At 40.1% G+C, this 21,938-nt stretch carries 25 protein-coding genes and 1 rRNA gene; 17 read left to right on the top strand and 9 right to left on the bottom strand.

What is annotated here, in order from left to right; translation table 11 throughout:
• Positions 1–606: a hypothetical protein gene (locus tag ACSLUH_RS12825; RefSeq protein ID WP_448567593.1), complete on the top strand. Its 606-nt coding sequence runs from the start codon at positions 1–3 to the stop codon at positions 604–606.
• A gap of 111 nt (positions 607–717) precedes the next feature.
• Positions 718–1,518, top strand: coding sequence for a substrate-binding periplasmic protein (locus ACSLUH_RS12820; RefSeq protein WP_448567591.1), 801 nt, complete (start codon positions 718–720; stop codon positions 1,516–1,518).
• 32 nt (positions 1,519–1,550) lie between these two features.
• Here the strand turns inward: ACSLUH_RS12820 and trkA are convergent, their stop codons facing one another.
• Genes trkA through def form a run of 4 tightly spaced genes read right to left on the bottom strand, consistent with a single transcriptional unit; the run spans position 1,551 to position 5,733 of the window.
• Positions 1,551–2,930 (bottom strand): Trk system potassium transporter TrkA, encoded by a 1,380-nt coding sequence (gene trkA / locus ACSLUH_RS12815; RefSeq protein ID WP_448567589.1) that lies wholly within the window; start codon positions 2,928–2,930, stop codon positions 1,551–1,553.
• Between the two features lie 3 nt (positions 2,931–2,933).
• Positions 2,934–4,223 (bottom strand): 16S rRNA (cytosine(967)-C(5))-methyltransferase RsmB, encoded by a 1,290-nt coding sequence (rsmB, locus tag ACSLUH_RS12810; RefSeq protein WP_448567587.1) that lies wholly within the window; start codon positions 4,221–4,223, stop codon positions 2,934–2,936.
• The gene (gene fmt, locus ACSLUH_RS12805; RefSeq protein ID WP_448567585.1) at positions 4,213–5,193 is read right to left on the bottom strand and encodes a methionyl-tRNA formyltransferase; all 981 of its coding nucleotides are present in this window, start codon (positions 5,191–5,193) and stop codon (positions 4,213–4,215) included. The genes rsmB and fmt overlap by 11 nt, the downstream gene beginning before the upstream one ends.
• A gap of 33 nt (positions 5,194–5,226) precedes the next feature.
• A complete protein-coding gene (gene def / locus ACSLUH_RS12800) occupies positions 5,227–5,733 on the bottom strand; it encodes a peptide deformylase (RefSeq protein WP_448567583.1) in 507 nt (168 codons plus the stop codon).
• Positions 5,734–5,849: 116 nt separating this feature from the next.
• Here def and ACSLUH_RS12795 point away from each other — a divergent pair, with 116 nt between their 5' ends.
• The 5 genes from ACSLUH_RS12795 to ACSLUH_RS12775 all read left to right on the top strand — a co-directional run bounded on the left by ACSLUH_RS12795 (position 5,850) and on the right by ACSLUH_RS12775 (position 9,689).
• Entirely contained in the window at positions 5,850–6,965 is a 1,116-nt protein-coding gene (locus ACSLUH_RS12795; RefSeq protein ID WP_448567581.1) for a LysM peptidoglycan-binding domain-containing protein, read from the top strand.
• 43 nt (positions 6,966–7,008) lie between these two features.
• Positions 7,009–8,145 carry a DNA-processing protein DprA gene (gene dprA, locus ACSLUH_RS12790; protein ID WP_448567579.1) on the top strand — a complete coding sequence of 379 codons (1,137 nt, stop codon included), beginning with the start codon at positions 7,009–7,011 and terminating at the stop codon, positions 8,143–8,145.
• A gap of 2 nt (positions 8,146–8,147) precedes the next feature.
• Complete coding sequence (locus tag ACSLUH_RS12785) at positions 8,148–8,621, top strand: DUF494 family protein (protein WP_448567577.1); 474 nt, start codon at positions 8,148–8,150, stop codon at positions 8,619–8,621.
• A 21-nt stretch (positions 8,622–8,642) separates the two neighbouring features.
• Positions 8,643–8,900, top strand: coding sequence for a hypothetical protein (locus ACSLUH_RS12780; protein ID WP_448567575.1), 258 nt, complete (start codon positions 8,643–8,645; stop codon positions 8,898–8,900).
• A 228-nt stretch (positions 8,901–9,128) separates the two neighbouring features.
• Positions 9,129–9,689 (top strand): DUF7010 family protein, encoded by a 561-nt coding sequence (locus tag ACSLUH_RS12775; protein ID WP_448567573.1) that lies wholly within the window; start codon positions 9,129–9,131, stop codon positions 9,687–9,689.
• 19 nt (positions 9,690–9,708) lie between these two features.
• Here the strand turns inward: ACSLUH_RS12775 and ACSLUH_RS12770 are convergent, their stop codons facing one another.
• Positions 9,709–10,629: an RNA polymerase sigma factor gene (locus ACSLUH_RS12770; protein WP_448567571.1), complete on the bottom strand. Its 921-nt coding sequence runs from the start codon at positions 10,627–10,629 to the stop codon at positions 9,709–9,711.
• Positions 10,630–10,632: 3 nt separating this feature from the next.
• Positions 10,633–11,436 (bottom strand): MBL fold metallo-hydrolase, encoded by an 804-nt coding sequence (locus tag ACSLUH_RS12765; protein ID WP_448567569.1) that lies wholly within the window; start codon positions 11,434–11,436, stop codon positions 10,633–10,635.
• A gap of 159 nt (positions 11,437–11,595) precedes the next feature.
• Here ACSLUH_RS12765 and ACSLUH_RS12760 point away from each other — a divergent pair, with 159 nt between their 5' ends.
• Positions 11,596–12,153, top strand: a complete 558-nt coding sequence (locus tag ACSLUH_RS12760) for a DNA topoisomerase family protein (RefSeq protein WP_448567567.1) — start codon at positions 11,596–11,598, stop codon at positions 12,151–12,153.
• A gap of 203 nt (positions 12,154–12,356) precedes the next feature.
• Entirely contained in the window at positions 12,357–12,944 is a 588-nt protein-coding gene (locus tag ACSLUH_RS12755; protein ID WP_448567565.1) for a helix-turn-helix domain-containing protein, read from the top strand.
• Positions 12,945–13,077: 133 nt separating this feature from the next.
• Here the strand turns inward: ACSLUH_RS12755 and ACSLUH_RS12750 are convergent, their stop codons facing one another.
• Both ACSLUH_RS12750 and purE read right to left on the bottom strand, forming a co-directional pair.
• A complete protein-coding gene (locus tag ACSLUH_RS12750; RefSeq protein WP_448567563.1) occupies positions 13,078–14,235 on the bottom strand; it encodes a 5-(carboxyamino)imidazole ribonucleotide synthase in 1,158 nt (385 codons plus the stop codon).
• A 13-nt stretch (positions 14,236–14,248) separates the two neighbouring features.
• A complete protein-coding gene (gene purE / locus ACSLUH_RS12745) occupies positions 14,249–14,731 on the bottom strand; it encodes a 5-(carboxyamino)imidazole ribonucleotide mutase (protein WP_448567561.1) in 483 nt (160 codons plus the stop codon).
• A 253-nt stretch (positions 14,732–14,984) separates the two neighbouring features.
• Between purE and ACSLUH_RS12740 the strand changes: the two genes are divergently transcribed.
• The 7 genes from ACSLUH_RS12740 to ACSLUH_RS12710 all read left to right on the top strand — a co-directional run bounded on the left by ACSLUH_RS12740 (position 14,985) and on the right by ACSLUH_RS12710 (position 20,571).
• Positions 14,985–16,610, top strand: coding sequence for an acyl-CoA synthetase (locus tag ACSLUH_RS12740; RefSeq protein WP_448567559.1), 1,626 nt, complete (start codon positions 14,985–14,987; stop codon positions 16,608–16,610).
• Positions 16,611–16,720: 110 nt separating this feature from the next.
• The gene (gene tsaC, locus ACSLUH_RS12735) at positions 16,721–17,266 is read left to right on the top strand and encodes an L-threonylcarbamoyladenylate synthase type 1 TsaC (protein WP_448567557.1); all 546 of its coding nucleotides are present in this window, start codon (positions 16,721–16,723) and stop codon (positions 17,264–17,266) included.
• Positions 17,263–18,168 carry an oxygen-dependent coproporphyrinogen oxidase gene (gene hemF / locus ACSLUH_RS12730; protein WP_448567555.1) on the top strand — a complete coding sequence of 302 codons (906 nt, stop codon included), beginning with the start codon at positions 17,263–17,265 and terminating at the stop codon, positions 18,166–18,168. Before tsaC ends, hemF begins: the two co-directional genes overlap by 4 nt.
• An 8-nt stretch (positions 18,169–18,176) precedes the next feature.
• Positions 18,177–18,548: a diacylglycerol kinase gene (locus ACSLUH_RS12725; protein ID WP_448567553.1), complete on the top strand. Its 372-nt coding sequence runs from the start codon at positions 18,177–18,179 to the stop codon at positions 18,546–18,548.
• 164 nt (positions 18,549–18,712) lie between these two features.
• Positions 18,713–19,390, top strand: a complete 678-nt coding sequence (locus ACSLUH_RS12720) for an OmpW/AlkL family protein (RefSeq protein WP_448567551.1) — start codon at positions 18,713–18,715, stop codon at positions 19,388–19,390.
• Between the two features lie 147 nt (positions 19,391–19,537).
• Positions 19,538–20,353 (top strand): shikimate dehydrogenase, encoded by an 816-nt coding sequence (aroE, locus tag ACSLUH_RS12715; RefSeq protein WP_448567796.1) that lies wholly within the window; start codon positions 19,538–19,540, stop codon positions 20,351–20,353.
• On the top strand, positions 20,350–20,571 hold the full coding sequence (locus tag ACSLUH_RS12710) for a hypothetical protein (protein ID WP_448567549.1): 222 nt from the start codon (positions 20,350–20,352) through the stop codon (positions 20,569–20,571). Before aroE ends, ACSLUH_RS12710 begins: the two co-directional genes overlap by 4 nt.
• A 28-nt stretch (positions 20,572–20,599) precedes the next feature.
• Here the strand turns inward: ACSLUH_RS12710 and ACSLUH_RS12705 are convergent, their stop codons facing one another.
• The gene (locus tag ACSLUH_RS12705; RefSeq protein ID WP_448567547.1) at positions 20,600–21,142 is read right to left on the bottom strand and encodes a gamma carbonic anhydrase family protein; all 543 of its coding nucleotides are present in this window, start codon (positions 21,140–21,142) and stop codon (positions 20,600–20,602) included.
• A 687-nt stretch (positions 21,143–21,829) separates the two neighbouring features.
• Between ACSLUH_RS12705 and ACSLUH_RS12700 the strand changes: the two genes are divergently transcribed.
• Positions 21,830–21,938, top strand: a 16S ribosomal RNA gene (locus tag ACSLUH_RS12700); the annotation flags it as partial.

The raw sequence follows: 21,938 nt of genomic DNA, 5'->3' as shown, positions 1-21,938 counted from the left end.
ATGCGAGATAAACATAAGCAAATGTTAGTAAAAATATCAGCGGAAGCATTATCTATTGTGGTCGCAGTATTATTTGCGCTGTGGGCTAATGATTGGTGGGCACAGAGGGAGCGCACACAGCAAGTTGAAGTGTTATTTAGCGCTGTTTTGACAGAACTTGAAGAAAATAAGCTCAGTCTAGAAAATTCATACCAACATCATACCAAACAGCTAGATATTATTAAGCAAAGCACAAAGTCTCAAGAAAAGCTGACGGAGCAAAATTATAAAGATATTTATCAACAACTGTTTAAGCATGGAGTATTTAGACCAGCCCAGTTATATTTTACCTATTGGGAAATTATGCGTGACAAAGGCTTATTAGCCGAGTTAAGCAACCAACAACTTAGCAAGGTTAAGCCAGCATATTATGCTATGCGACTTTATCAAAATACTTGGCAAACTATTAGTAATAATATGTTGAATGTTGCTTTGCTTGATTCTGAGCAGAAAAAAATTGTGATGATTAGTAATTCTTTAAGGGAACTTTGGTGGCGTGAAAATTTTGCTATTCAAAGTATTAACACAACACTAGAAAACTTATCAGATATAAAAAAAACCAATTAAAGTGTCATCGTTAAACAATACTCTTCTTCCTGTGGCCTTTATTTTTAGCAGATATAATATGCTTTCAATGAAATAAACTATGCTTATAGTATTGGTCAGTGTGGTTTTCCGATGAATCCTATTTTTCACATTTTCGGTGTTTTATTGTTGGTGCTAAGTAATATGACTTTGGCTCAGCCATTGTATTGTGTAAAGCCGCTAACCTTATCCTCGACTGAAAATTGGTATCCATATATCTACATTGATGACAATAAGGTGAGTGTAGGCGCGGATCTCGCGTTATTAAAAAAAACGTTAAATGATATTGGCTGTGAATTAGAGGTTATTCACTTTCCTGAAAGACGCTCATTACTAGAGATAAACAAAGGGAACTTTGATATTGGTCTAGGTGCGAGCATGAACAGTGAGCGCTTAAAAAAATATTGGTATAGCGACAGCTACCGCTATGAAGTTAATCGATTTGTTTATCGAACTGATGACCAAAAAATATCCAAGGCCGATTCTTTGAGTGATTTGATCGCATTAAATAAAGTTATCGCTATAAATTTGGCAGGCTGGTACGGCGAAGAACTCGAAAAAGCAAAAGCTGAACATAATAACTTTATTTACAGTGATACCGTTAGTAAGCGATTAAAAATGTTAGGTTTTTCTCGTGTCGATGTGGTTGTTGATGACGATGTTGTACTGTGTAGTGAGTTGACTCGGAGTGCTTATAACTTCTTTAAAATACATCCGATGATCCTTTACCAAACACCGGTGTATTTTATTTTTAATAAGCAAACGATAAGCGCCGAATTTGTTGACCATTTTAACCAAGCATTACAATTAAATAAGGCGTCTTCAGCGCTCATTACTTACTATCACCACCACATACCTAGTGAATGCTTGCAATATTTGCATTTTGAAAAATAAACATCGCCAGCAAATAAGTTAGTCGAGTTCTGTTAGTAAAATTTTAATGGGTCGACGTAAAAGAGTTTTTCAACATTAGAAATATATTTTTTATTGACCAAAAACAAAATGACATGATCTTCTGCCTTTATCACGGTATCAGAATGTGCAATGAGTACTTCATTGTCTCGCACTATAGCGCCAATGGTGGTGCCAGGAGGCAACTTTATTGAGCCGATTTCACGACCGATCACTTTAGAAGAATTTTCATTACCTTTAGCGATAATCTCAATGGCTTCCGCTGCGCCGCCTCGTAAACTATATACATTGTCAATACTGCCTCGGCGGACGTGGGTTAATAATGCTGATATGGTCGCGTGTTGTGGAGATACAGCGATATCGATATTACTACCATGAACTAAGTCAATGTAAGCGCTGCGTTGAATAAGCACCATTGCTTTGCGCGCACCGAGACGTTTGGCTAACAAAGAAGACATAATATTGGCTTCATCATCATTAGTGACAGCGATAAAAACATCAAACTGATCGATATTTTCTTCAACCAATAATTCTTGATCGGATGAATCCCCAACAAATACTAAAGTATCACTTAATTCAGAAGCGAGATAAGCCGCTCTTTTAGGTGAATGCTCAATAAGTTTAACTTGATGGTCTTTCTCTAGCATTTTTGCAAGACCCGCGCCAATATTACCGCCACCAGCGATCATGATTTTTTTATAGGCCGGCTCAAGTTTTTGTAACTCGTTCATGACTGCTCGAATATGTATGGTTGCAGCAATAAAAAACACTTCATCATCCGCTTCAATAACCGTAGTTCCGAGTGGGCGAATTGGTCGGCCATTTCGGTAAATAGCAGCGACTCGGGTATCAATATTAGGAATATGTTCACGCAATGTTGATAATGCATGGCCGACTAACAAGCCCCCATAATAGGCTTTTACTGCGACAAGACTCACTTTCCCTTGTGCAAACTCAAGTACTTGTAGTGCACCTGGGTAGTCGATCAAACGAGCAATATCCCGGGTCACTAACTGTTCCGGCGCGATAACGTGATCGACCGGAATATTTTCAGGTTGGAAGAGCTGATCTTGATATTTTAAAATTTTAGCAGAGCGGATTCGTGCAATTTTCGTGGCGGTACGAAAAAGTGAATAACAAATTTGGCAGGCGATCATATTCGTAGCGTCGTCACTGGTTACCGCAATAACTAGTTCCGCATCTTCGGCACCGGCTTTCTTTAATACGTCAGGGTGTGCACCTTGTCCAGTCACGACCTGTAAGTCCATTTTATCTTGCAACTCTCGTAGTGTCTCGCTGTTGGTGTCTATTAAGGTGATCTCATTACGTTCACCAACCAAATTTTCAGCCAGTGTTCCACCAACTTGTCCTGCACCGATTATGACTATTTTCATCGCTTACTTATTCTTTTTAATTAATGCGTAATAAAAACCATCCATTGCGTTTTCGCCGGTTTTAATTTGCCAGTCTTTTGTCACACTTTGCTCAATGTTGAGTAAAGTCGCGTTACTTGTTTTGGACAAAAAGGCGTTAATTTGCCCAGAATTTTCTTCAGGTAAAATACTACAAGTAGCATAAAGTAAAACACCATCAGGTTTTAGTAATGACCAACAATTATCCAGTATTTGCGCTTGTAGCTTGGTAAGTGTGTCAATATCCTTGGCTTTACGCAACCATTTGATATCCGGATGTCTTCTAATAACCCCAGTACCTGAACAGGGGGCATCAAGTAAAATACGGTCAAATGGTTTACCATCCCACCAATCTTGTTTCGCTGCATCAGCGGCCAAAACTTCCGCTTGCAACGAAAGACGAGACAAATTTTCACAGACGCGAGTTAGCCGTTGCTCTTCAATATCAATGGCGATTAACTGCGATAGATGAGGTTGACGTTCGAGTATGTGGCAGGTTTTACCACCGGGCGCAGCGCAGCAATCAAGAATGCGTTCTGCTGGTTGACTACCGAGTATCACCGCGGCTTGCTGCGCAGCGCCATCTTGAACTGATACGTGACCTTGCTCAAACCCCGGTAGTTGATAGACATCGACCGCTTTGCTTAGCAAAATAGCACCTGAAAATTCATCGATTTTGCTAACCTCGATACCTTGTGCTGAGAGCTTATCGAGATATTCGTCGATACCCTGTTTGAGGGTATTGACCCTTATCCACATCGGTGGGCGTTGCTGGTTCGCTGCTATAATTGATTGCCAATCGTTGGGGTAGCCTTCTTGAAGCTTTTTAATAAACCAACCTGGATGATTGTATTTTATTGCGTCAGGCAATTTTTCCGTGTTATTGATGGCATCTTGCTGGCGTTGATAATTTCTTAAAACAGCATTCACTAAGCCTTTTAAATAATGGTATTTCAATGCCTGACAGGCATTGACGGTTTCTGCGACACAGGCATGATCTGGAATACGTAAATATTTTAACTGATAAAGACCAACTAATAACAAAAAATGAACAACTCGTTGCTTACCTACTAAAGGTTTGTCCATTAACTCTCTGACATGATGTTCAAGCTCAGGTAAGACTCTAAGAACGCCATAGCAGCATTCCTGTAAAAGGCCTTTGTCAGATGGTGAGACTTTTTCAAGTTGCTTTGGCAATTCATCGCCCAAGCTCCGTCCTTTGTCTATTACTGCCAATAGACACTTTGCGGCACTTGCTCTTAGGTTAGCTGACATTGGCTAAACCGTTTATTGATTGACCGACGGTGAACCACTGGCCTCGGCTATTGAGAATGTCGCTAACGGGTAACGCTTTTTTCCCCGGAAGTTGCATGACTTCAATGGTTAAAACGCCGTCAGCTGTAGCCACTTGAATACCATTTTTACTGGATGCGACAATAGTACCGGGCGTTGAGTTAGATTGCTGATCGCTGACACTCGCTTGCCAAATACGAATGCGTTGCTCTGTTTGATTTTCATCATGGTAGGTAATTTGGGCAACAGGCCAGGGAATATAAGCGCGAATTTTTCGCTGCAGGGTCAATGCTGAAAGTTGCCAATCAAGCTCGGCTTCCGCTTTATCCAGTTTCTTGGCATAGCTTGCTTGTTCATTATTTTGTGGAACTCTCGGATAATGGCCAGTTGCCATTAACGTTAAGGCATCAAGTAATGCGCTAGGACCAAGTTGGGCTAACTTTTCATATATCGAGGCGCTGGTATCTTGATCGGTGATATCACACAACGCTGTTGAGATCATATCGCCAGTGTCTAAGCCTTTATCCATTTGCATAATAGTGACACCAGTTTGCGCATCACCCGCTTCGACAGCACGTTGTATCGGGGCAGCACCACGCCATTTTGGCAATATTGAACCATGGACATTAATACACCCTAATCGGGGAGCGTTAAGAATGACTTCTGGTAATAATAGGCCATAGGCAACCACCACCATGACATCTGCTTGGTAGCTGGCTAGTTTTTCTTGTTCACTTTCTTCTTTAAAATTAACCGGCTGTTCGACAATAAGGTTGTTCGCCAATGCAAGCTCTTTGGTAGCACACGCGGTGAGCTTTTTGCCGCGACCTGCTGGTTTATCAGGCGGGCAGTATACGGCGAGAACATTATGCTCAGAGTTAATTAATGCTTGTAGGTGCTGAGCAGCAAAATCTGGTGTACCAGCAAATAATATATTGAGAGGTTTTGTCATAGTGTTAACTAATTTCTTATTTGTTGGTTAGTTTTATTTTGCAAGCCGAGCTTCTTTTTCAAGTTTTGTTTGTATGCGTTTTCGTTTTAAGGGTGACAAATAGTCAACAAACAAAATACCTTTCAAGTGATCAAGTTCATGTTGAATACATATACTGAGTAACTCGTCAGCATCTAATTCAAAGGGTTCTCCATTGATGTCTAATGCTTTAACGGTAACTTGGGTGTTTCGGTCAACCTTGGCGTAACAGCCAGGTACAGATAAACATCCTTCTTCGTTGATCATTGTTTCGCTATTGCGCTTAATGATCTCTGGGTTGATTAAGACGTAAGATTGCTCTTTATTCTCAGAGACATCAATGACAACGATTTGCTTATGTATGTCTACTTGAGTAGCTGCTAAGCCAACGCCATTTTCAGCATACATAGTGTCAAACATGTCACTAACAATATCTTTAATTTTTTGATCGACTACTTCAACAGGAGCAGCTTTTGTTCTTAAACGTTGGTCAGGAAATCGTAATACAGGTAATATAGCCATAATTCTTTAAAAGAGTTCGCGAATTTTCTCATAGAGTGTTATGTTTCAATTTTAGCCATTAAATTAAATTAATAATAGTGGTTTAGGATAAATGCTAAAAGAATAGGCAGGTAAGCATGGTAAAAAAAATAGTTTTAACGATAATTTGCTGTCTTTTGCCCAACATGGTCTTGGCGGATGAAGTCTTACTAAGTAAAGACGCGCCAAGTAAATATGTGGTGAAAAAAGGTGATACTTTGTGGGACATATCAGGTGTATTCCTAGAACAGCCTTGGTTATGGCCTAAACTATGGCGTCTCAATCCTGATATTGAAAATCCACACCTCATTTATCCTGGTGATGAATTAACTTTGGTTTACGATGAAAACGGTGAACCAATGTTAGTTAAAAGTGAAGCTGCACCGACAGAACCAGCGGGTAAAAAAGCAATGAAATGGTCGCCATCGGTGAGGACGACGTTAAAAGACGTTAACCCTGTTACGACGATACCATTAAATGTTATTGCGCCATTTGTTAAGTACAACACGATTTTATCGCCGGAAGATATAAATAATGCGCCATATGTTTTAGGCAGCGATGAAGGCTATAAATCGAGCATCGACGGGTTTAAAACTTATATTAATGGCGATTTAGATGTTGGTAAATCTTATGCGATTTATAATAAAGGCAGAGCAATAAAAGATCCGCTAACCAATGAAGTTGTCGCTTTTCACGCTACTTTAGTGGGGACTGGTAAAGTGCTTAGACCTGGTAATGCAGCTAATAAAGAACCAGCAACCTTATTAGTACAGGGGTCAGTGCGTGAAATCCGTGCTAAGGATATCGTTAAGCCAGTGAATGAAGGGCAGTTATTGCCTGCTTTATTTACGATGCAAAACCCATCAGAAGGGGTAGAAGGCAGTATTATTGAAACTTCTTCAGGTCTACGAGAGTTTGGTAAGTTAGAAGTTGTTTATTTAAATCGTGGTGCAAGTCACTCTCTTAAGCAAGGTGACGTCTTGACGGTAAAACGTTTGAGTCCTGGTGTTGTTGAAACTGAGAATGGGCCTGAGTATGTTGAAGATGTTTCGCGTTGGATGAAGTTAACCACATCACAAAACTCTGATTACAACATGCCAACAGAATCGATAGGACAAATGCTGGTATTTAAAGTGTTTGATCAGGTAAGTATGGCATTAATACTAAATTCGGAAAAACCACTTAAATTGATGGATTCTTTTTCAGGCCAGTAACAGAGAATCAAGCAGTATCTCAAAAGTCTTAAGGACAAGACCTATGAGTATCGACAACATTAGCCGCCAGCAATATGATAAGCTCAGTTGCTGGCTTGCGCTAAGTTTAATCCCTAAACTTTCCATAAAACGCAAACTTGCGCTTTTTCACTCATTCGGTATTGAAGCCCTTTATTACTCCACCCCTAGTCTGCAAAGCCTAGGCTTAACAGTCTCTCAGTACCAACATCTAAAACAGCCCCAATGGAATAAAATAGAAAGTATCATTCGTTCGATGGAGCAGGCAAACGCGAGTATTGTTACGTTTGACGATGCCAGTTACCCAAGGCAGTTAAAGCAGATTTACGATCCCCCTTTAGTACTATTTGTTAAAGGAGATATAAAAAACTTATCACGAACACAGATAGCTATTGTCGGCAGTCGAAATGCGACCATTCAAGGGAAGGAGGTCGCTAAAAAATTTGCTTGTGAGCTAAGCCAGCAAGAGATAGTGATAACCAGTGGCCTAGCCAGTGGAATTGATAGCGCCGCTCATCAAGGAGCCGTTGATGTCAACAGTGCTACCATAGCCGTCGTGGCGACGGGTATAGATATTGTCTATCCAGCGCGGCATCGAGCACTTCAAACACGGATTTTAGAGGCCGGAGGGACTATTGTCAGTGAGTTCTTCCCCGGTAGTGCGCCCCGTAAAAGCCACTTTCCTCGGAGAAATCGTTTGATTAGTGGTTTAAGTCTCGGAGTTGTTGTGGTTGAAGCTGCGTTAAAAAGTGGCTCTTTGATCACCGCCAGAACAGCATTAGAACAAAATCGAGAGGTATTTGCAGTACCTGGAAGTATCTACAATGAAAATGTTCGAGGTTGTCATTGGCTAATAAAGCAGGGCGCTAAATTAATTGAAAATATTGCCGATATAAAAGAAGAAATAAAATTTAAACAAGAAAATAGTCTAAACTATTGTAGTAGCAAGGATAAAAATTTAACGTCAAAAAAAAGTTGTGATCAGGACTTGTTTAACGATCCATTGTTAGCTAGTGTGGGAGATGAAATCACACCCGTAGATCTGGTGGTTTCTCGGAGTAAACTACCCATAGATGTAGTGCTAACCCGATTAACAATGCTTGAGCTTAGAGGTCTGGTATCTGCGGTGCCAGGTGGCTACCTTAAATTATATAGGGGCTAGTTATGTTTGATATCTTGATGTACCTTTTTGAGAATTATATTCATAGTGAAGCTGAAGTAATGGTCGACCATGATATTCTCACCGATGAATTAACCCGCGCCGGATTTCACCAAGACGAAATCTATAAAGCATTAACCTGGCTAGAAAAGTTAGCAGCCCTGCAAGACACTGATACTTACCCATATTTAACGCGTGTGGGACGTCAATCGTTTCGTATTTATACACCTGAAGAAAAGCAACTATTGGATGTTGAATGCCAGGGCTTTTTGTTGTTCTTAGAACAGGTAAATGTATTAGACTTTACCACCAGAGAAATGGTTATCGACCGCGTAATGGAACTTGATACCAAGTTCTTTACTATCGATGATCTTAAATGGGTGGTCTTGATGGTATTGTTTAATGTTCCAGGCAAAGAATCTGCGTATTCTCAAATGGAAGATTTAATTTTTGATGAGCAAGAAGGGCCAGCTCATTAAGTTGGTAAAGATGGTAAATAAGTGAAGCTTTCAGATTTGGCCTTTGCTAGTACATTTTTGGCGAACTTTTTGCTAATTGGTTGCTCTAGTGGAGTTGTTAAACACCATTTGGAGCCGCCTTTACCGTGTAATGGCCAATTGGAAGTTGAACATTCAGTGACCATTTACAGTAATGACAGTGAGTCAAAAGCTCCTGAGCCTAAAATCAAGGAAATTTGTCAGCCCAGTGTTTATCCAGCTGAAACTGACTTTGAAAAAGGAAACCGCCGTACTCATTAATCTCGCTCTAAGTCAGCGATAAATTTTTTCCCTGCCCCAAACCACCCATACTGTTGATATTCAATAATCGCTTAAAATAAATCGTATTTATATTTTTTTTATCTTGAAAAGGCAGATCGGCAAAAAGAGATTGTCTAGCAATGTTTCTCAAGCTATTATCGCTCGATTAAATAAATATTAACCAATATTTAACTTTTAGCTTTAGCGTTGTGAATTTAAGTGGTAAAAATGATGCTGTTTGATCAGGCTCAACAGGATATGAGTCAAGCTTATGCCGATGGCGGCACAGGTATATTAACTTCTGGAATTGTCTGGGCAATAGCTGCGGGGGTATCTTTTTATTATTCACCCATGGCTGGCATGGCTTCGTTGTTTTTTGGTGGAATGTTGATTTTTCCTTTAGCGGTATTATTGGCAAAAGGGATGGGCTGCAAGGGTTCACATCAAAAGCATAACCCTTTAGGTAAACTTGCCATTGAAACGACTGTATTGTTATTTGTCGGTCTTTTTACCGCATTTTGCGTTGCCCAAATTCATCTTAATTGGTTTTTTCCTATTATCTTAATGGTCATCGGTGCACGTTATTTGCTATTTCAAACGATTTATGGAGTCAAAACATACTGGCTATTGGGCGGTTTACTCATCGCCACTGGAGCTGCTAGCCTAATGTTTGTCGATCATTTTTCTGCAAGCGCTTTTATTGGTGCCATAATCGAACTCATTTTTGCTGTTGTGATGATTACCTCGTTTAACCGCAAAGCAAAACACTCTCTTGTTGGCACCCAATGACAAGCTGATATGGAATTCGTTATGGTTTATCCTCGCATTCAAATGAAATTTTTCGCCAATCTGCAGATTCCATAACATATCGAGCATATCTAAAGTCTTGAATACGTTTTAAAGCATCTGCTTGATGTTCAACCAAAATAATATATTGAGGTTGTGTTTTACTTATTTTCATTTCAAATATAAGTACTGCTGGACGATTATTAACAATGCCTGGTTCAGCATGCCAATCATTCAGCGCTTTATAATTATTCAAGTAAAATTGAATGTCATCTCTCCCTTGCATTTGCGCTTTAGCAACCATATCAAGTTTTACTTCATCTATAACCAGTTCTAACAAAGCATCAAAGCTGCGTTCGTTAAAGAGTTGACAATATACTTTCAACCTTTTTAGCGCTTCTTTTGAAACGGATAGATCATGAGTAAAAGGCGGTGTTTGACTGAGCTTGAAACGTGCTCTACTCAATGCAGACTTTACTGAAGCTTCACTGGTATGCAAAATTTCTGCACTTTGGCTGGCGCTGTAGCCAAATCCTTGTACCAATACTAAAACACTGCGTTGCAATGGAGGGAGCGACATCAGTTGTTCGAGCTGTTCAACGGCAAAGTTAGTGTATGTACGTTTACTTTCAATGGTTTCCTCGACAGTTTCCTCAACAAGGTAGCCCTCAGGTCGAGATTTGGTTGCTCGATAGCGATCGACAAATAAGTGATAGGCAATACTAAAAAGCCAAGCTTGAGTGCACTTTATTGTTTCTGTTGGTTGTTTTCTCTCAATAACTTTGACTAAGACTGATTGCAGAAGATCTTCACCTTCAAAGACTGAGCCAGTTAACTGGGTGCAATATCGATGGAGTGCGGGTCTTAAATCTAATAAATCTTGTTGCCATTTTACTAACGTAGTTACAGGTTTTTTGTTTGCTTGTGGGTTGTTATTATCCATTCATTACTCCACTGTCACTTGCGATGTTTTGTGCCACATTTTTTGATCAGACAATGTCGCAAAATGCGCTATTGCCGATTGATATTTTGCCTTGGCTTGATCAATCACCGGCTCTCCATGCGCGGGTAATACGTGTTGAAAGTCTAAATCTAATATTGACCGCAGCTCTTGACCACTTGGTTTAGTCATATACCACCAGCCAACACCTATATTGTATGGTTTAGCAAGTTTAAATAGTCTCATAAATAGTTTTGTTTGAATATTGGTATATTGATTGGGCTTAGGGGTATTGTGGAGAACATCGCCTGCAATCAAGATCCCACGGTTTTGTGGAAGTACTAGGCAAGCTTCTTTCAATAGTGGTGAGTGCATCACCCAAATCTTTGCTTTGCTAATTGGTAGCTTGCTGTTTTCATTAAACCAAACATCGGGTTGTAGGTAGCTGTCTTGTTTGGACACGTCTACGGTTAAACCTTGAGTATAATGACTACCTTCTAAAGCGTATAGGGTTGCGCCATAACGATCACGATAAAACTTATCGTCAGCACCATGCATTGAAGCGAGTCGAATGACCGACTTAACTTGACCTAACTTTTCCAGCGCCTCCAATCCTGATTCACTGAGTTTCATACTGTTGATTAATATTAAGCTGCCATCATTTTCCCTGACAACGGTCATTGATCGTGTTATCCGTGGCTTGGTAAGTATAGGCATTTCCCAGCCGCCTTGAACAAACCAAATATTGGGAAATATTTCTTTCAATTCACCATGTGGAAAAGTAGGGCTATAGTGCGTAATTTTTTTCATCGTCAATCCTATTTTTTTAAATGCTTTATTAATAAGACGGATGCCAAGTAAAAAAAGAATCGCTGCTGAAAAAATTTTAAACAGTAAAGCGGGTTTTATTTATCATTCAATCGTCAGGTTGTGGCATAATAGGCTACCTTTGGTCTATTAATATTGGCTATGTCAGACTCAGAAGACAAACTTTTTTCGCAACATGAACATGCGCTAGAAAAAGCCTATGAAGTATGCCCTGAATGTGGCAGTGAGCTAATAATAAAGCATGGCAAGTCAGGTGCTTTCTTGGGTTGTGCTTCGTATCCAAATTGCCAATATACTCGACCCATTGTTGAGCATGAACGTGTAGAAGATAAAATACTTCCGGGTACACAATGCCCTAAATGTGGACACGAATTAGCAGTTAAGCAGGGTCGATATGGGATGTTCATTGGATGCTCAAACTTTCCAGACTGTCATCACATTGAAGAAACACATCATCATGAAGATGCAGGTGTTGCATGTCCCAAATGTAAAAAGGGTGAACTGTTTGAGCGCACGAATCGTTTTGGGAAAACCTTTTACTCGTGCAATCAATATCCCAAGTGCAAATTTGTCGTCAATAATCCGCCTGTAGCCGGAAGCTGCCAGAAATGTCACTTTCCTCTGTTAGTAAAAAGACAAATGGCTGCAGGCGAAAAGCTGCAATGTGCAAACAAAAAGTGCAATCATTTTCAGGCATAATGCTTTTTGGCAGGATAGGGCGTCTAACTTTGTTTCTGCTGCAGTGATTTTGGTCGCTTATCGTTTTCGGTGATTTTGTTGGGTAGGCAACGGAATATTTAAAGGGGGTGGCATAGCGTTGTCGTTCGCTTGTCATATCGTTGTCGTAGTAAAAAAAGGGATTTCTCTATATCGTGATACAGCACTTTTAGAGGAATTACATAATGGAAATGCAAGTAAATATTGAACTAATTAAACGGGAAAGAGCGAAAAGAGCTTGGAGCAAAACTCAACTTGCGGACGTTTCGGGGTTGAGCTTAAGAACAATTCAGCGTATTGAAAAAACAGGGTCGGCTTCTTTGGAGTCTGTTATGTCTATAGCGTCGGTTTTAGAACTAGATGTCAGCGATTTACAAAAAAAACAGCATTTCACGTTAAAAAGTCTCAACACTAAATTGAGTGTAATGTTGAGTGTGATTTCAATGGTGCTTACTAGTTTTTTTGTGATGACAGCAACAGCTCAACCTGTGATGTTTGATTTAACGCTGAAGTCTCATGGAAAGATTCTTGCGGAGTTTCAAATCCTCAATAAGGAAAATGCTGAAAGCGAAATGCTAATGTCTAACAACCTGAAGATTTTATTAACTTCATCAATTGAAGATCAGGATAACGTGAGAATCAGCACAAAGATTTTTGACATATCTTCTGGGCGAGAAGTATTGATTGCGTCACCAATAATGATGACAAAACATCAAGAAAAAGCGGAGATTCACGTTGGTGATTTTGAGTTATCGCTTACGCCGCATTTGTAAGTGTAATTGCATCAACGAATGACGTCATTACATAAGAGGCCTTATTAAAAAGCTCTCCGTAAATTCTGAACAGTGAGAGCCAATTCATGCATAAAAAAAAGCGAGCTACCACTCGCTTTTTTCTTTGACCGTTTTAGTTTACTTTGGCTAAATACGCTTGCGCGAATGTTTTTAAATCTGGAAACGAATCTTCGTTAAGTAGCCCGCTCAGCTCAACTAAACGCGAGGCGAGTTCTTTTTCATTGCTACCACAAACATTGATGTGACCCATTTTACGGCCAGCACGTTTTTCTTTGTCGTACCAATGCATACTAACACTTGGAATTCGGTAAATTTCTTCAGAAATATTATCTTCACCAATAATATTAACCATAGCTGTAGGTCGTACTAAGTGAGTGCTACCTAATGGTAAGCCAGAAATAGCTCGAACATGATTTTCAAACTGACAGGTGTCTGCACCTTGTTGCGTCCAATGACCCGAGTTATGAACCCGTGGGGCAATTTCATTAACCAATAGGGTTTCTCCTATTTGGAAAAATTCGATCGCTAATACGCCAACGTAATCGAGTTTACTAGCAAGTTTGGTAAAAATTTCTAACGCTTGTTCTTGCAGCGCTTGCTGAACAGGAGCCGCGACAGAAACGCTTAGGATGCCATTAGTGTGGTGATTCTCAGTGAGCGGATAGACCGCTATTTCACCATGGGTATTGCGAGCTCCAACAATAGATACTTCACGATCAAAAGCCACCATTTGCTCGGCAACGATTCCTTGAGGAACTGATGAGGTTGCATTCTCGATAAATGCTGACATCTCTTGCCAGATCTGGTCGGCATCTGCACGATTTTTTAAGCGCCATTGGCCTTTACCATCGTACCCTTCTAAAGCACTTTTAAAAATTATAGGTAACGTTAGTGTGGTTAATGCACGCTCAAAATCTGCTTTGTTTGCGATCACGACATGTTTGGCATTGGCCACATTACAAGCATCAAGTAATGCTTTCTCTAAACGCCGATCTCCTCCAATTTTTATTGATTCTGCGCTTGGGAACAATTTTCCAGAGGCTTGGCATTGTTGTAATACATCATGAGCTACATGTTCAAACTCTGCAGTGATCACATCACACTGCGTAATACCTTGGCTAAGATCTCCATAGACATGCTCAGGATCAGTTGGATGAACAACTTGATTGGTTCGAACATCAAAAGCCTTAATATCCATGCCCAATGGTGTGCCAGCTAGATCCATCATTCGAGCAAGTTGCCCGGCACCCAATACCAATACCTTTTTCATCTATTTAGCTCGCTTATTCTGCTGGATCCGGGTTGTTGAGAATGTTATCTGTTTGTTCTTTCCTAAACTTTTCAATATTCGCCATTATTTCATCGTCATGGGTAGCGAGTATTTGTGCTGCAAGTAGACCAGCATTGGCAGCGCCAGCAGTTCCTATTGCTAATGTTCCTACAGCTATACCTTTTGGCATTTGAACAATAGATAACAAGGAGTCTTGTCCACTTAACGCTTTGGACTGCACCGGAACACCAAGTACTGGCAATGGTGTAAATGCCGCGGTCATGCCTGGTAAGTGAGCAGCGCCACCAGCTCCAGCAATAATCACCTTAAGTCCTCGTTCTTTAGCAGACTCGGCATACTCTGCTAATAAGTGAGGTGTTCTATGAGCAGAAACGACTTTTGTTTCATATGGAACATTTAATAAATCTAACATATCTGTAGCATGTTTCATTGTTGGCCAATCAGATTTTGACCCCATGATAATACCGACTTTCATGATTGCTTACCTTGTGATTTGCGAGCTAGTTTTTGTAATGACTGTGTCATCACATGGAAAATAAGGCGCGCATTATACCTTTGTTTGCTGAAATACGGAAATAGTCAAAGAATAATTGTTGGTATTTTAATCAAAAACAAGAGCAAGTTATTAGACCAAAGGCTAATTTTTATACGGGATAAAAAGCGTAAACTGGTTGAAAAAGGCATTTCAGTGGTTGAGTGGACCGCGGTGTACCTAAAAGGGGATGATAATGACGAATATTTACCAGCAAGGGCTTGATAAAGTGGCAGCAAACCATATGCCGCTCTCACCGATTAACTTCTTAAATCGCACCGCTGATGTGTACCCAAATAAAGTAGCGATTATTTATGGTGACCAGCGTTTTACGTATCAACAATACCGTGAAAACGTAAGACGGTTGGCGAGCGCGTTAATTAAGCGAGGCGTTAAACCTGGAAATACGGTGAGTGTCATGGCGGCTAATATACCTGCATTTTTAGACGCACATTATGGTGTGCCACTGACCGGCGCAGTATTAAATGCGATTAATATTCGATTAGATGCTGAGCAGATTGCGTTTATTCTTGACCATGGCGAATGTGATGTACTTCTTGTTGATAGCGCTTTTAGCGCTATTATCAAGCAGGCGCTTAGTTTATGCTCGCGTTCGCCATTAGTGATCGATATTGTTGATGAGCGTTGCCAAGGTGAATTGGTCGGGCAATTGACTTACCAAGCACTGTTAGCAGAGGGGGAGCCTGAGTTTCATGGCAATCTAATTTGTGATGAATGGCAAGCGTTGGCGCTTAATTATACTTCAGGAACAACCGGTAATCCTAAGGGGGTGGTCTATTCTCATCGGGGAGCCTACTTAAACGCCATTGGCAATAATATGATTTGGCCTCTCGACAAGAACACTCACTATTTATGGACATTACCGATGTTTCATTGTAACGGCTGGTGTTTCCCATGGACAGTAGTGGCTGTTGGTGGGACACAAGTTTGTCTACGAAAAGTTGATGCCAATGACATTCTTGATGCCTTTATTGAACATAATATTACGCATTTTTGTGGTGCTCCTATTGTGTTAAATATGATTTTAAATGCTGATACCCATCGTTTGGAGCAACTTCGCCAACCGATAAAAGCGATGACCGCAGGCGCGCCACCACCAGCTACTGTGATTAAAGGCATGGAGAATATGGGAATAGAGATAACCCAAGGTTATGGTTTGACAGAAGTTTATGGTCCTTGTGTTGTAAGTGAATGGCAAGAACAATGGGACAGGCATGATGAAGATGCTAAAGCGGCTTTAAAAGCGAGACAAGGGGTGCGTTACCCAACTCAAGAAGAAGTTGATGTTCTTGATCCGAACACCATGTTGCCCGTTGCTAATGATGGAGAATCTATTGGCGAAATAATGTTTCGAGGCAACACGACCATGAAAGGTTACCTTAAAAATGCTACCGCAACAGAACAGGCATTTAAACATGGTTGGTTTCATTCAGGGGATTTGGCGGTTAAGCATCCTGATGGCTACATTGAAATTCGTGATCGCTCAAAAGATATTATTATTTCTGGTGGTGAAAACATATCTTCCGTAGAAGTCGAAAGCACACTATACAAGCATCCAGCGGTTATGGAGGCAGCTGTTGTCGCTAGGCCGGATGAAAAGTGGGGCGAAACTCCCTGTGCTTTTGTCACCTTAAAGGTAAATCAGCACGCGTCTGAACAAGAGTTAATCAACTTCTGTCGAGATAACATGGCAACCTTTAAAGCACCTAAGCATATTATTTTTAGTGATTTACCTAAAACATCTACAGGCAAAATTCAAAAGTTTATTCTGAGAGAAAAAGTCAAAACAATGAGCGTTTAATATCTATTTGAGTTGCAAATAACCGTGTTGCTATAGCAATCTATCCATGCATATAGTGCAAAAAAAAAGTATACTTGCCAGCAAAACTTTTGCTGGCAACCAACTTGTAAATGTCAAACGCTAAAACAATTTACCAACAAGGCGGTGTTATTGCTTATCCAACAGAAGCTGTATTTGGTTTAGGTTGTGATCCAGATAACATTGACGCCATAAAGAAAATTTTGGCAATAAAAAATAGGCCGAAAGAAAAAGGACTTATTTTACTAGCAAGTCATTATCATCAGTTGAGCCGATATATTGATGATAGTGATATCGCTCCTGATTTAAAAACGGTTATTTTATCTCGTTGGCCTAATGGTACGACACAGCTACTTAAAAAATCGGCTAACTTATCAGAATACGTTTGTGGTCAATTTGATACGATAGCGGTAAGAATTACCGACCATCCAGATGTTGTCGCATTGTGCGAGGCTGTTGGAAAACCCATCGTTTCAACCAGTGCTAATCTATCAGGTCAAGAGCCGGCGAAGACATGGCAAGAAGTAGAAGCTACCTTAGGTAACCAAGTCGATTTTATTATCAAATCTAATACGTTAGGTTTTACTAAGCCATCTACCATTATTAATGCATATACAGGAGAGACCATCCGCCAATGAGTACGGTAAATATTGAGCAAGTAATTACATACCTTAAAGCGTTACAAGATCAAATCTGTCAGGCGCTTGAACAGGCTGATGGTAAAGCAACGTTTGTTGAAGATAATTGGACGCGCACGGAAGGCGGTGGCGGTCGAACTCGTGTATTAACCAATGGGGCTGTAATTGAACAAGGGGGGGTTAATTTTTCTCTTGTGTCAGGGGAGCAATTACCCCCTTCGGCTACTGCTCATCGTCCTGAGTTAGCTGGTCGTCGTTGGCAAGCCTGTGGAGTTTCGTTGGTTATTCATCCAAAAAACCCATTTATTCCAACCTCTCATGCTAATGTTCGGTTTTTTATTGCAGAAAAAGAAGGCGAAGAACCTGTTTGGTGGTTTGGTGGTGGTTTCGACCTAACACCTTTTTACCCATTTGATGAAGACGTTATTCATTGGCATCAAACAGCCAAAAACCTATCTGAACCTTTCGGTGAAAATGTTTATCAAGATTATAAAAAGTGGTGCGATGAATATTTTTACTTAAAGCATCGCAATGAGACTCGAGGCGTAGGTGGATTGTTTTTTGATGATTTGAACGCTTGGGGATTTGATAAATGTTTTGACTATATTCAAGCCGTTGGTCAAGGTTACATTGACGCTTATGTGCCAATAATGAATAAACGTAAAGATACCCCTTATCAAGATTCACATCGTCAATTTCAATTATATAGACGAGGACGTTATGTTGAGTTTAATCTAGTCTTTGACCGCGGTACTTTATTTGGTTTGCAATCTGGAGGTCGCACTGAATCAATTCTAATGTCGATGCCACCTTTAGCGCGTTGGCAATATAATTACCAGCCAGAGCCAGAAAGTGAAGAAGCGAGACTAGCTGATTACTTGGTAGCACAAGACTGGGTGTAAGGTGACAGATGAATAAGAATAAATATGGGCATATTGCCCGTTTTGGCCCTGCTACTAAACATAGCTTACTAGGATTTAAAGCGGCTTATCAACATGAGATAGCCTTTCGCCAATACACTTGGTTAACGATTGTTTTTTTACCATTGTCATTTTGGCTTGCTAATGATTTAGCCGAGTTTGCCGTGTTAATTTCTGGGCCATTTGTCATGTTGATTGCTGAGTTATTAAATACGGCCATCGAAGCCGTTGTTGATAGAGTCGGTAGTGAGCACCATGAATTAAGCGGGCGCGCAAAGGATTTGGGCTCGGCCGCTGTGTTCACGGCAATCGTATACTTTGTTATTGTCTGGTTATATAAGATTTATACCGTGCTTGTTTAGTTCATCACATTTCAAATAGCTTGTTCTAGATCAACATTTCTACACGAAAGTGCTTTCTATTCCTGTTATTGGCCTAATTTGTTGAGGTAGGTCAATAAAACTTTTAAATGTCGTGTCTACAATGGCGCCAATTTAAAGTTTCGAACGATTTAAGGGAAACGAACATGAAAAAAGCACTTTTAGCTCTCGCATTAATCTCTTCATTACCAGTTGCAGCAATTGCTGCAGATTATCAGGCTGGCGATATGTTGGTCCGTGGTGGTTACACAACAGTTAACCCAGACAGCGGTAAATCATCAATTTTGTTGGGTGGTGCGGATTCTACGATGACATTAACTGTGGATGACAATGCCCAGTTAGGTCTTAATTTCGTCTACTTTTATGATAAAAACTGGGCGTTTGAAGTTTTAGCTGCAACACCGTTTAAACACGACGTAACGATTCAAGATAAAGGTGCAGTGTTGGGTGTTGATGGTGCCAAACTTGCTGAAGTTACCCACTTACCACCAACGGTGAGTGCACTTTATTACTTTGACACAGGCACAAATATTAAACCTTACTTGGGTGCTGGTTTAAACTATACCATTTTCTTTGACGAAGAGTTTGAAGCTGCTCCTCAAAGTCTAGGACTTAGCAACTTAGAGTTAGATGGTTCTTTTGGTTTATCATTCCAAGTAGGCGCTGACTTTCATTTAAATGATCAGTGGCACATTAATGCATCTGCTCGTTATATCGATATTGCTACCGAAGCGACTTTTGACGTTGGCGGTCAAAGCATTGGTAAAGCTGACGTAGATGTAGATCCAATGGTCTACTCAATTATGATTGGCTACAAATTCTAGTTTTAAATAAGTCCTACATCTTACCTAAAGCCACATCTATGGATGTGGCTTTCTTATATCATTTCGTTTTTTTATCAAATAAACCATGATTGGCAAAAAGTTGTTAAACAGTTAGTCTAACAACAAATTAGTCAGTTAATTATGTTTATGGAACAATATCGAGTTTATGGTAACCCCATAAAACAATCTAAATCTCCCTTTATCCATCGTCTATTCGCACAACAAACGAAACAAGCAATTGAATATCAAAAAGAGTTGGTTGCATTCAATGCATTTGAATCGACAGTCCGTTCTTTTATTGAGCAGGGTGGTAAGGGGGCGAATGTGACTGTGCCTTTCAAAGAGCAAGCATTTGACATTTGTGATCAATTGACCGACAGGGCAAAACTTTCAGAAGCGGTAAACACGCTTTCATTCTCTGACGGAAAAATATTTGGTGATAATACCGACGGAATCGGACTAGTGAATGATCTTTATCGTTGTGGTGTCAAAGTCAGCGGAAAAAATATTTTACTCCTTGGCGCTGGTGGAGCAGCAAAAGGTGTTATACCGTCTCTATTAGCAGAACAACCTGCTCAATTAGTTATCGCGAATCGTACTCAAGAAAAAGCCTTAGCAATTGCCCATAAGTATAATATTGAAACAGTTAAAGCGATGACGTTCGAAGAGCTTGTCAATTATCAAGCCGATATTATTATCAATGCAACGTCATCAGGATTGTCAGGTCACCCGTTGTCTATTCCACCAACCATCTTTACTAAAACATGTGTATGTTATGACATGGTCTATGGAAAAGATTTACCAATATTCTTACAGCAAGCTCAAACACATGGAGTCGATAAGCTTATTGATGGGTTGGGTATGTTAGTATTTCAAGCAGCCGCCGCATTTGAACAATGGCGCGGTGTTAGGCCCGACCCTGACGCAGTAATGACTATGTTGAGGCAGGAACTACATCAATGAATCAATCACTGATCATCAATGACGACGTTCATTATGATAATAGCTTTCAAGCTTGGTGTTTTACCGCATTGTTAAATGGCCAGTTATTGACGGTAGTATTGTCTGATCAAATCAATCCAAATCTAAATGTCGATCAATCGTTAAAATTTGATTGGGAAGGTCGTTTAGAAGATTGGATAGAAGATAATGACATAGAGCAGTCCACTATATATTTATAGTGACTGCAAACTTGTCATTTTTATAACATTACGCTTGTTCGGCAAGGTACTGATTTTTCAACTCGACATAATTGAGTGCTGACTGCTTTAAAAAAGCAAGCTCATTGTCTTTAAGGGGGCGGGCTTGTTTAACAGGGTTTCCTACATATAGATAACCACTTTCTAATATTTTATTTGGAGGAACTAGTGAGCCGGCACCAATAAAGACATCATCTTCTACGACCGCTCCATCCATAATGATCGCACCCATGCCAACTAAAATTCTATTTTTTAGCGTGCATCCGTGAAGCATACATTTGTGACCCACAGTAACGTCATCACCAATAATCAACGGAAACCCTTCAGGGTTGTGTTCGCCTTTACGAGTAACATGAAGCACCGTTCCATCTTGAATATTAGTGCGTTCTCCGATTGTCATTCGATTAACATCACCACGAGCAGCAACCAGTGGCCAGATGCTGACATCATCTGCAATGGTAATGTCCCCACCGATAACAGCAGATGTATCAATATAGACTCTGCCGCCAATTGAGGGGGTAATACCATTAAAGCTTCGTATATGATTAGCCATAAATTTATCCTTTTTCTAACATTGAGATTAATATTAGCAAAAAAAGACACTTTTAATATCTTAAGTTAAATAAAACACCTATTTTCATTACAAAAAGGTAAAGTGAAAGTGCAAGTATTTGTAATCTGGAAAATAATAGATTGTCGGCTTGATTCGTGCGGCTTTGAGTATATAAACAGCATATTGTACGGTATTTGCACGAATAATCACTTTTTTCAAATTATTTTAAAATAACGGTTGACGGGGGAGTAAAAATCCCTAAAATGCGCATCCACTTCTCAGGGAGACCTAGGAAGGGAGTTTTACTAAGTTATGTGGATTGAAATACTCGATAAACATAACGACAGAGCTTGAAAAACTTTTTAAAACTTTTTTCAAAAATCTGTTGACATTAAAACTCAGGTGCGTAGAATGCGCATCCGCTCTCAACGGTAGAGCACACGCCTAACACGAATGCGATGTTGGGTGAGATTCGCAAGAATCATTTCTTTAACAAGTAGTTATCATGCAATTTGTGTGGGCACTCACATTGATGTTGGTTTTACCAGCTACTTAGGTAGCAAAAACTAAACTTAATGATGATGACACACAAGACAAAATTTACTTTTTAAGTAAAGCAAGTTTTATATGTACAGATTCATTGAGCCGAGAGTTTCTTTTTAAAAAGAGATTTCTCACAAACGATTTTAATTGAAGAGTTTGATCATGGCTCAGATTGAACGCTGGCGGCAGGCTTAACACATGCAAGTCGAGCGGAAACGAGAATAGCTTGCTATTCGGCGTCGAGCGGCGGACG

Source organism: Thalassotalea ganghwensis, assembly GCF_053485795.1.
Note: the sequence above shows the minus strand (reverse complement) of the source record. Positions and strands in the feature narration are given on the sequence as shown.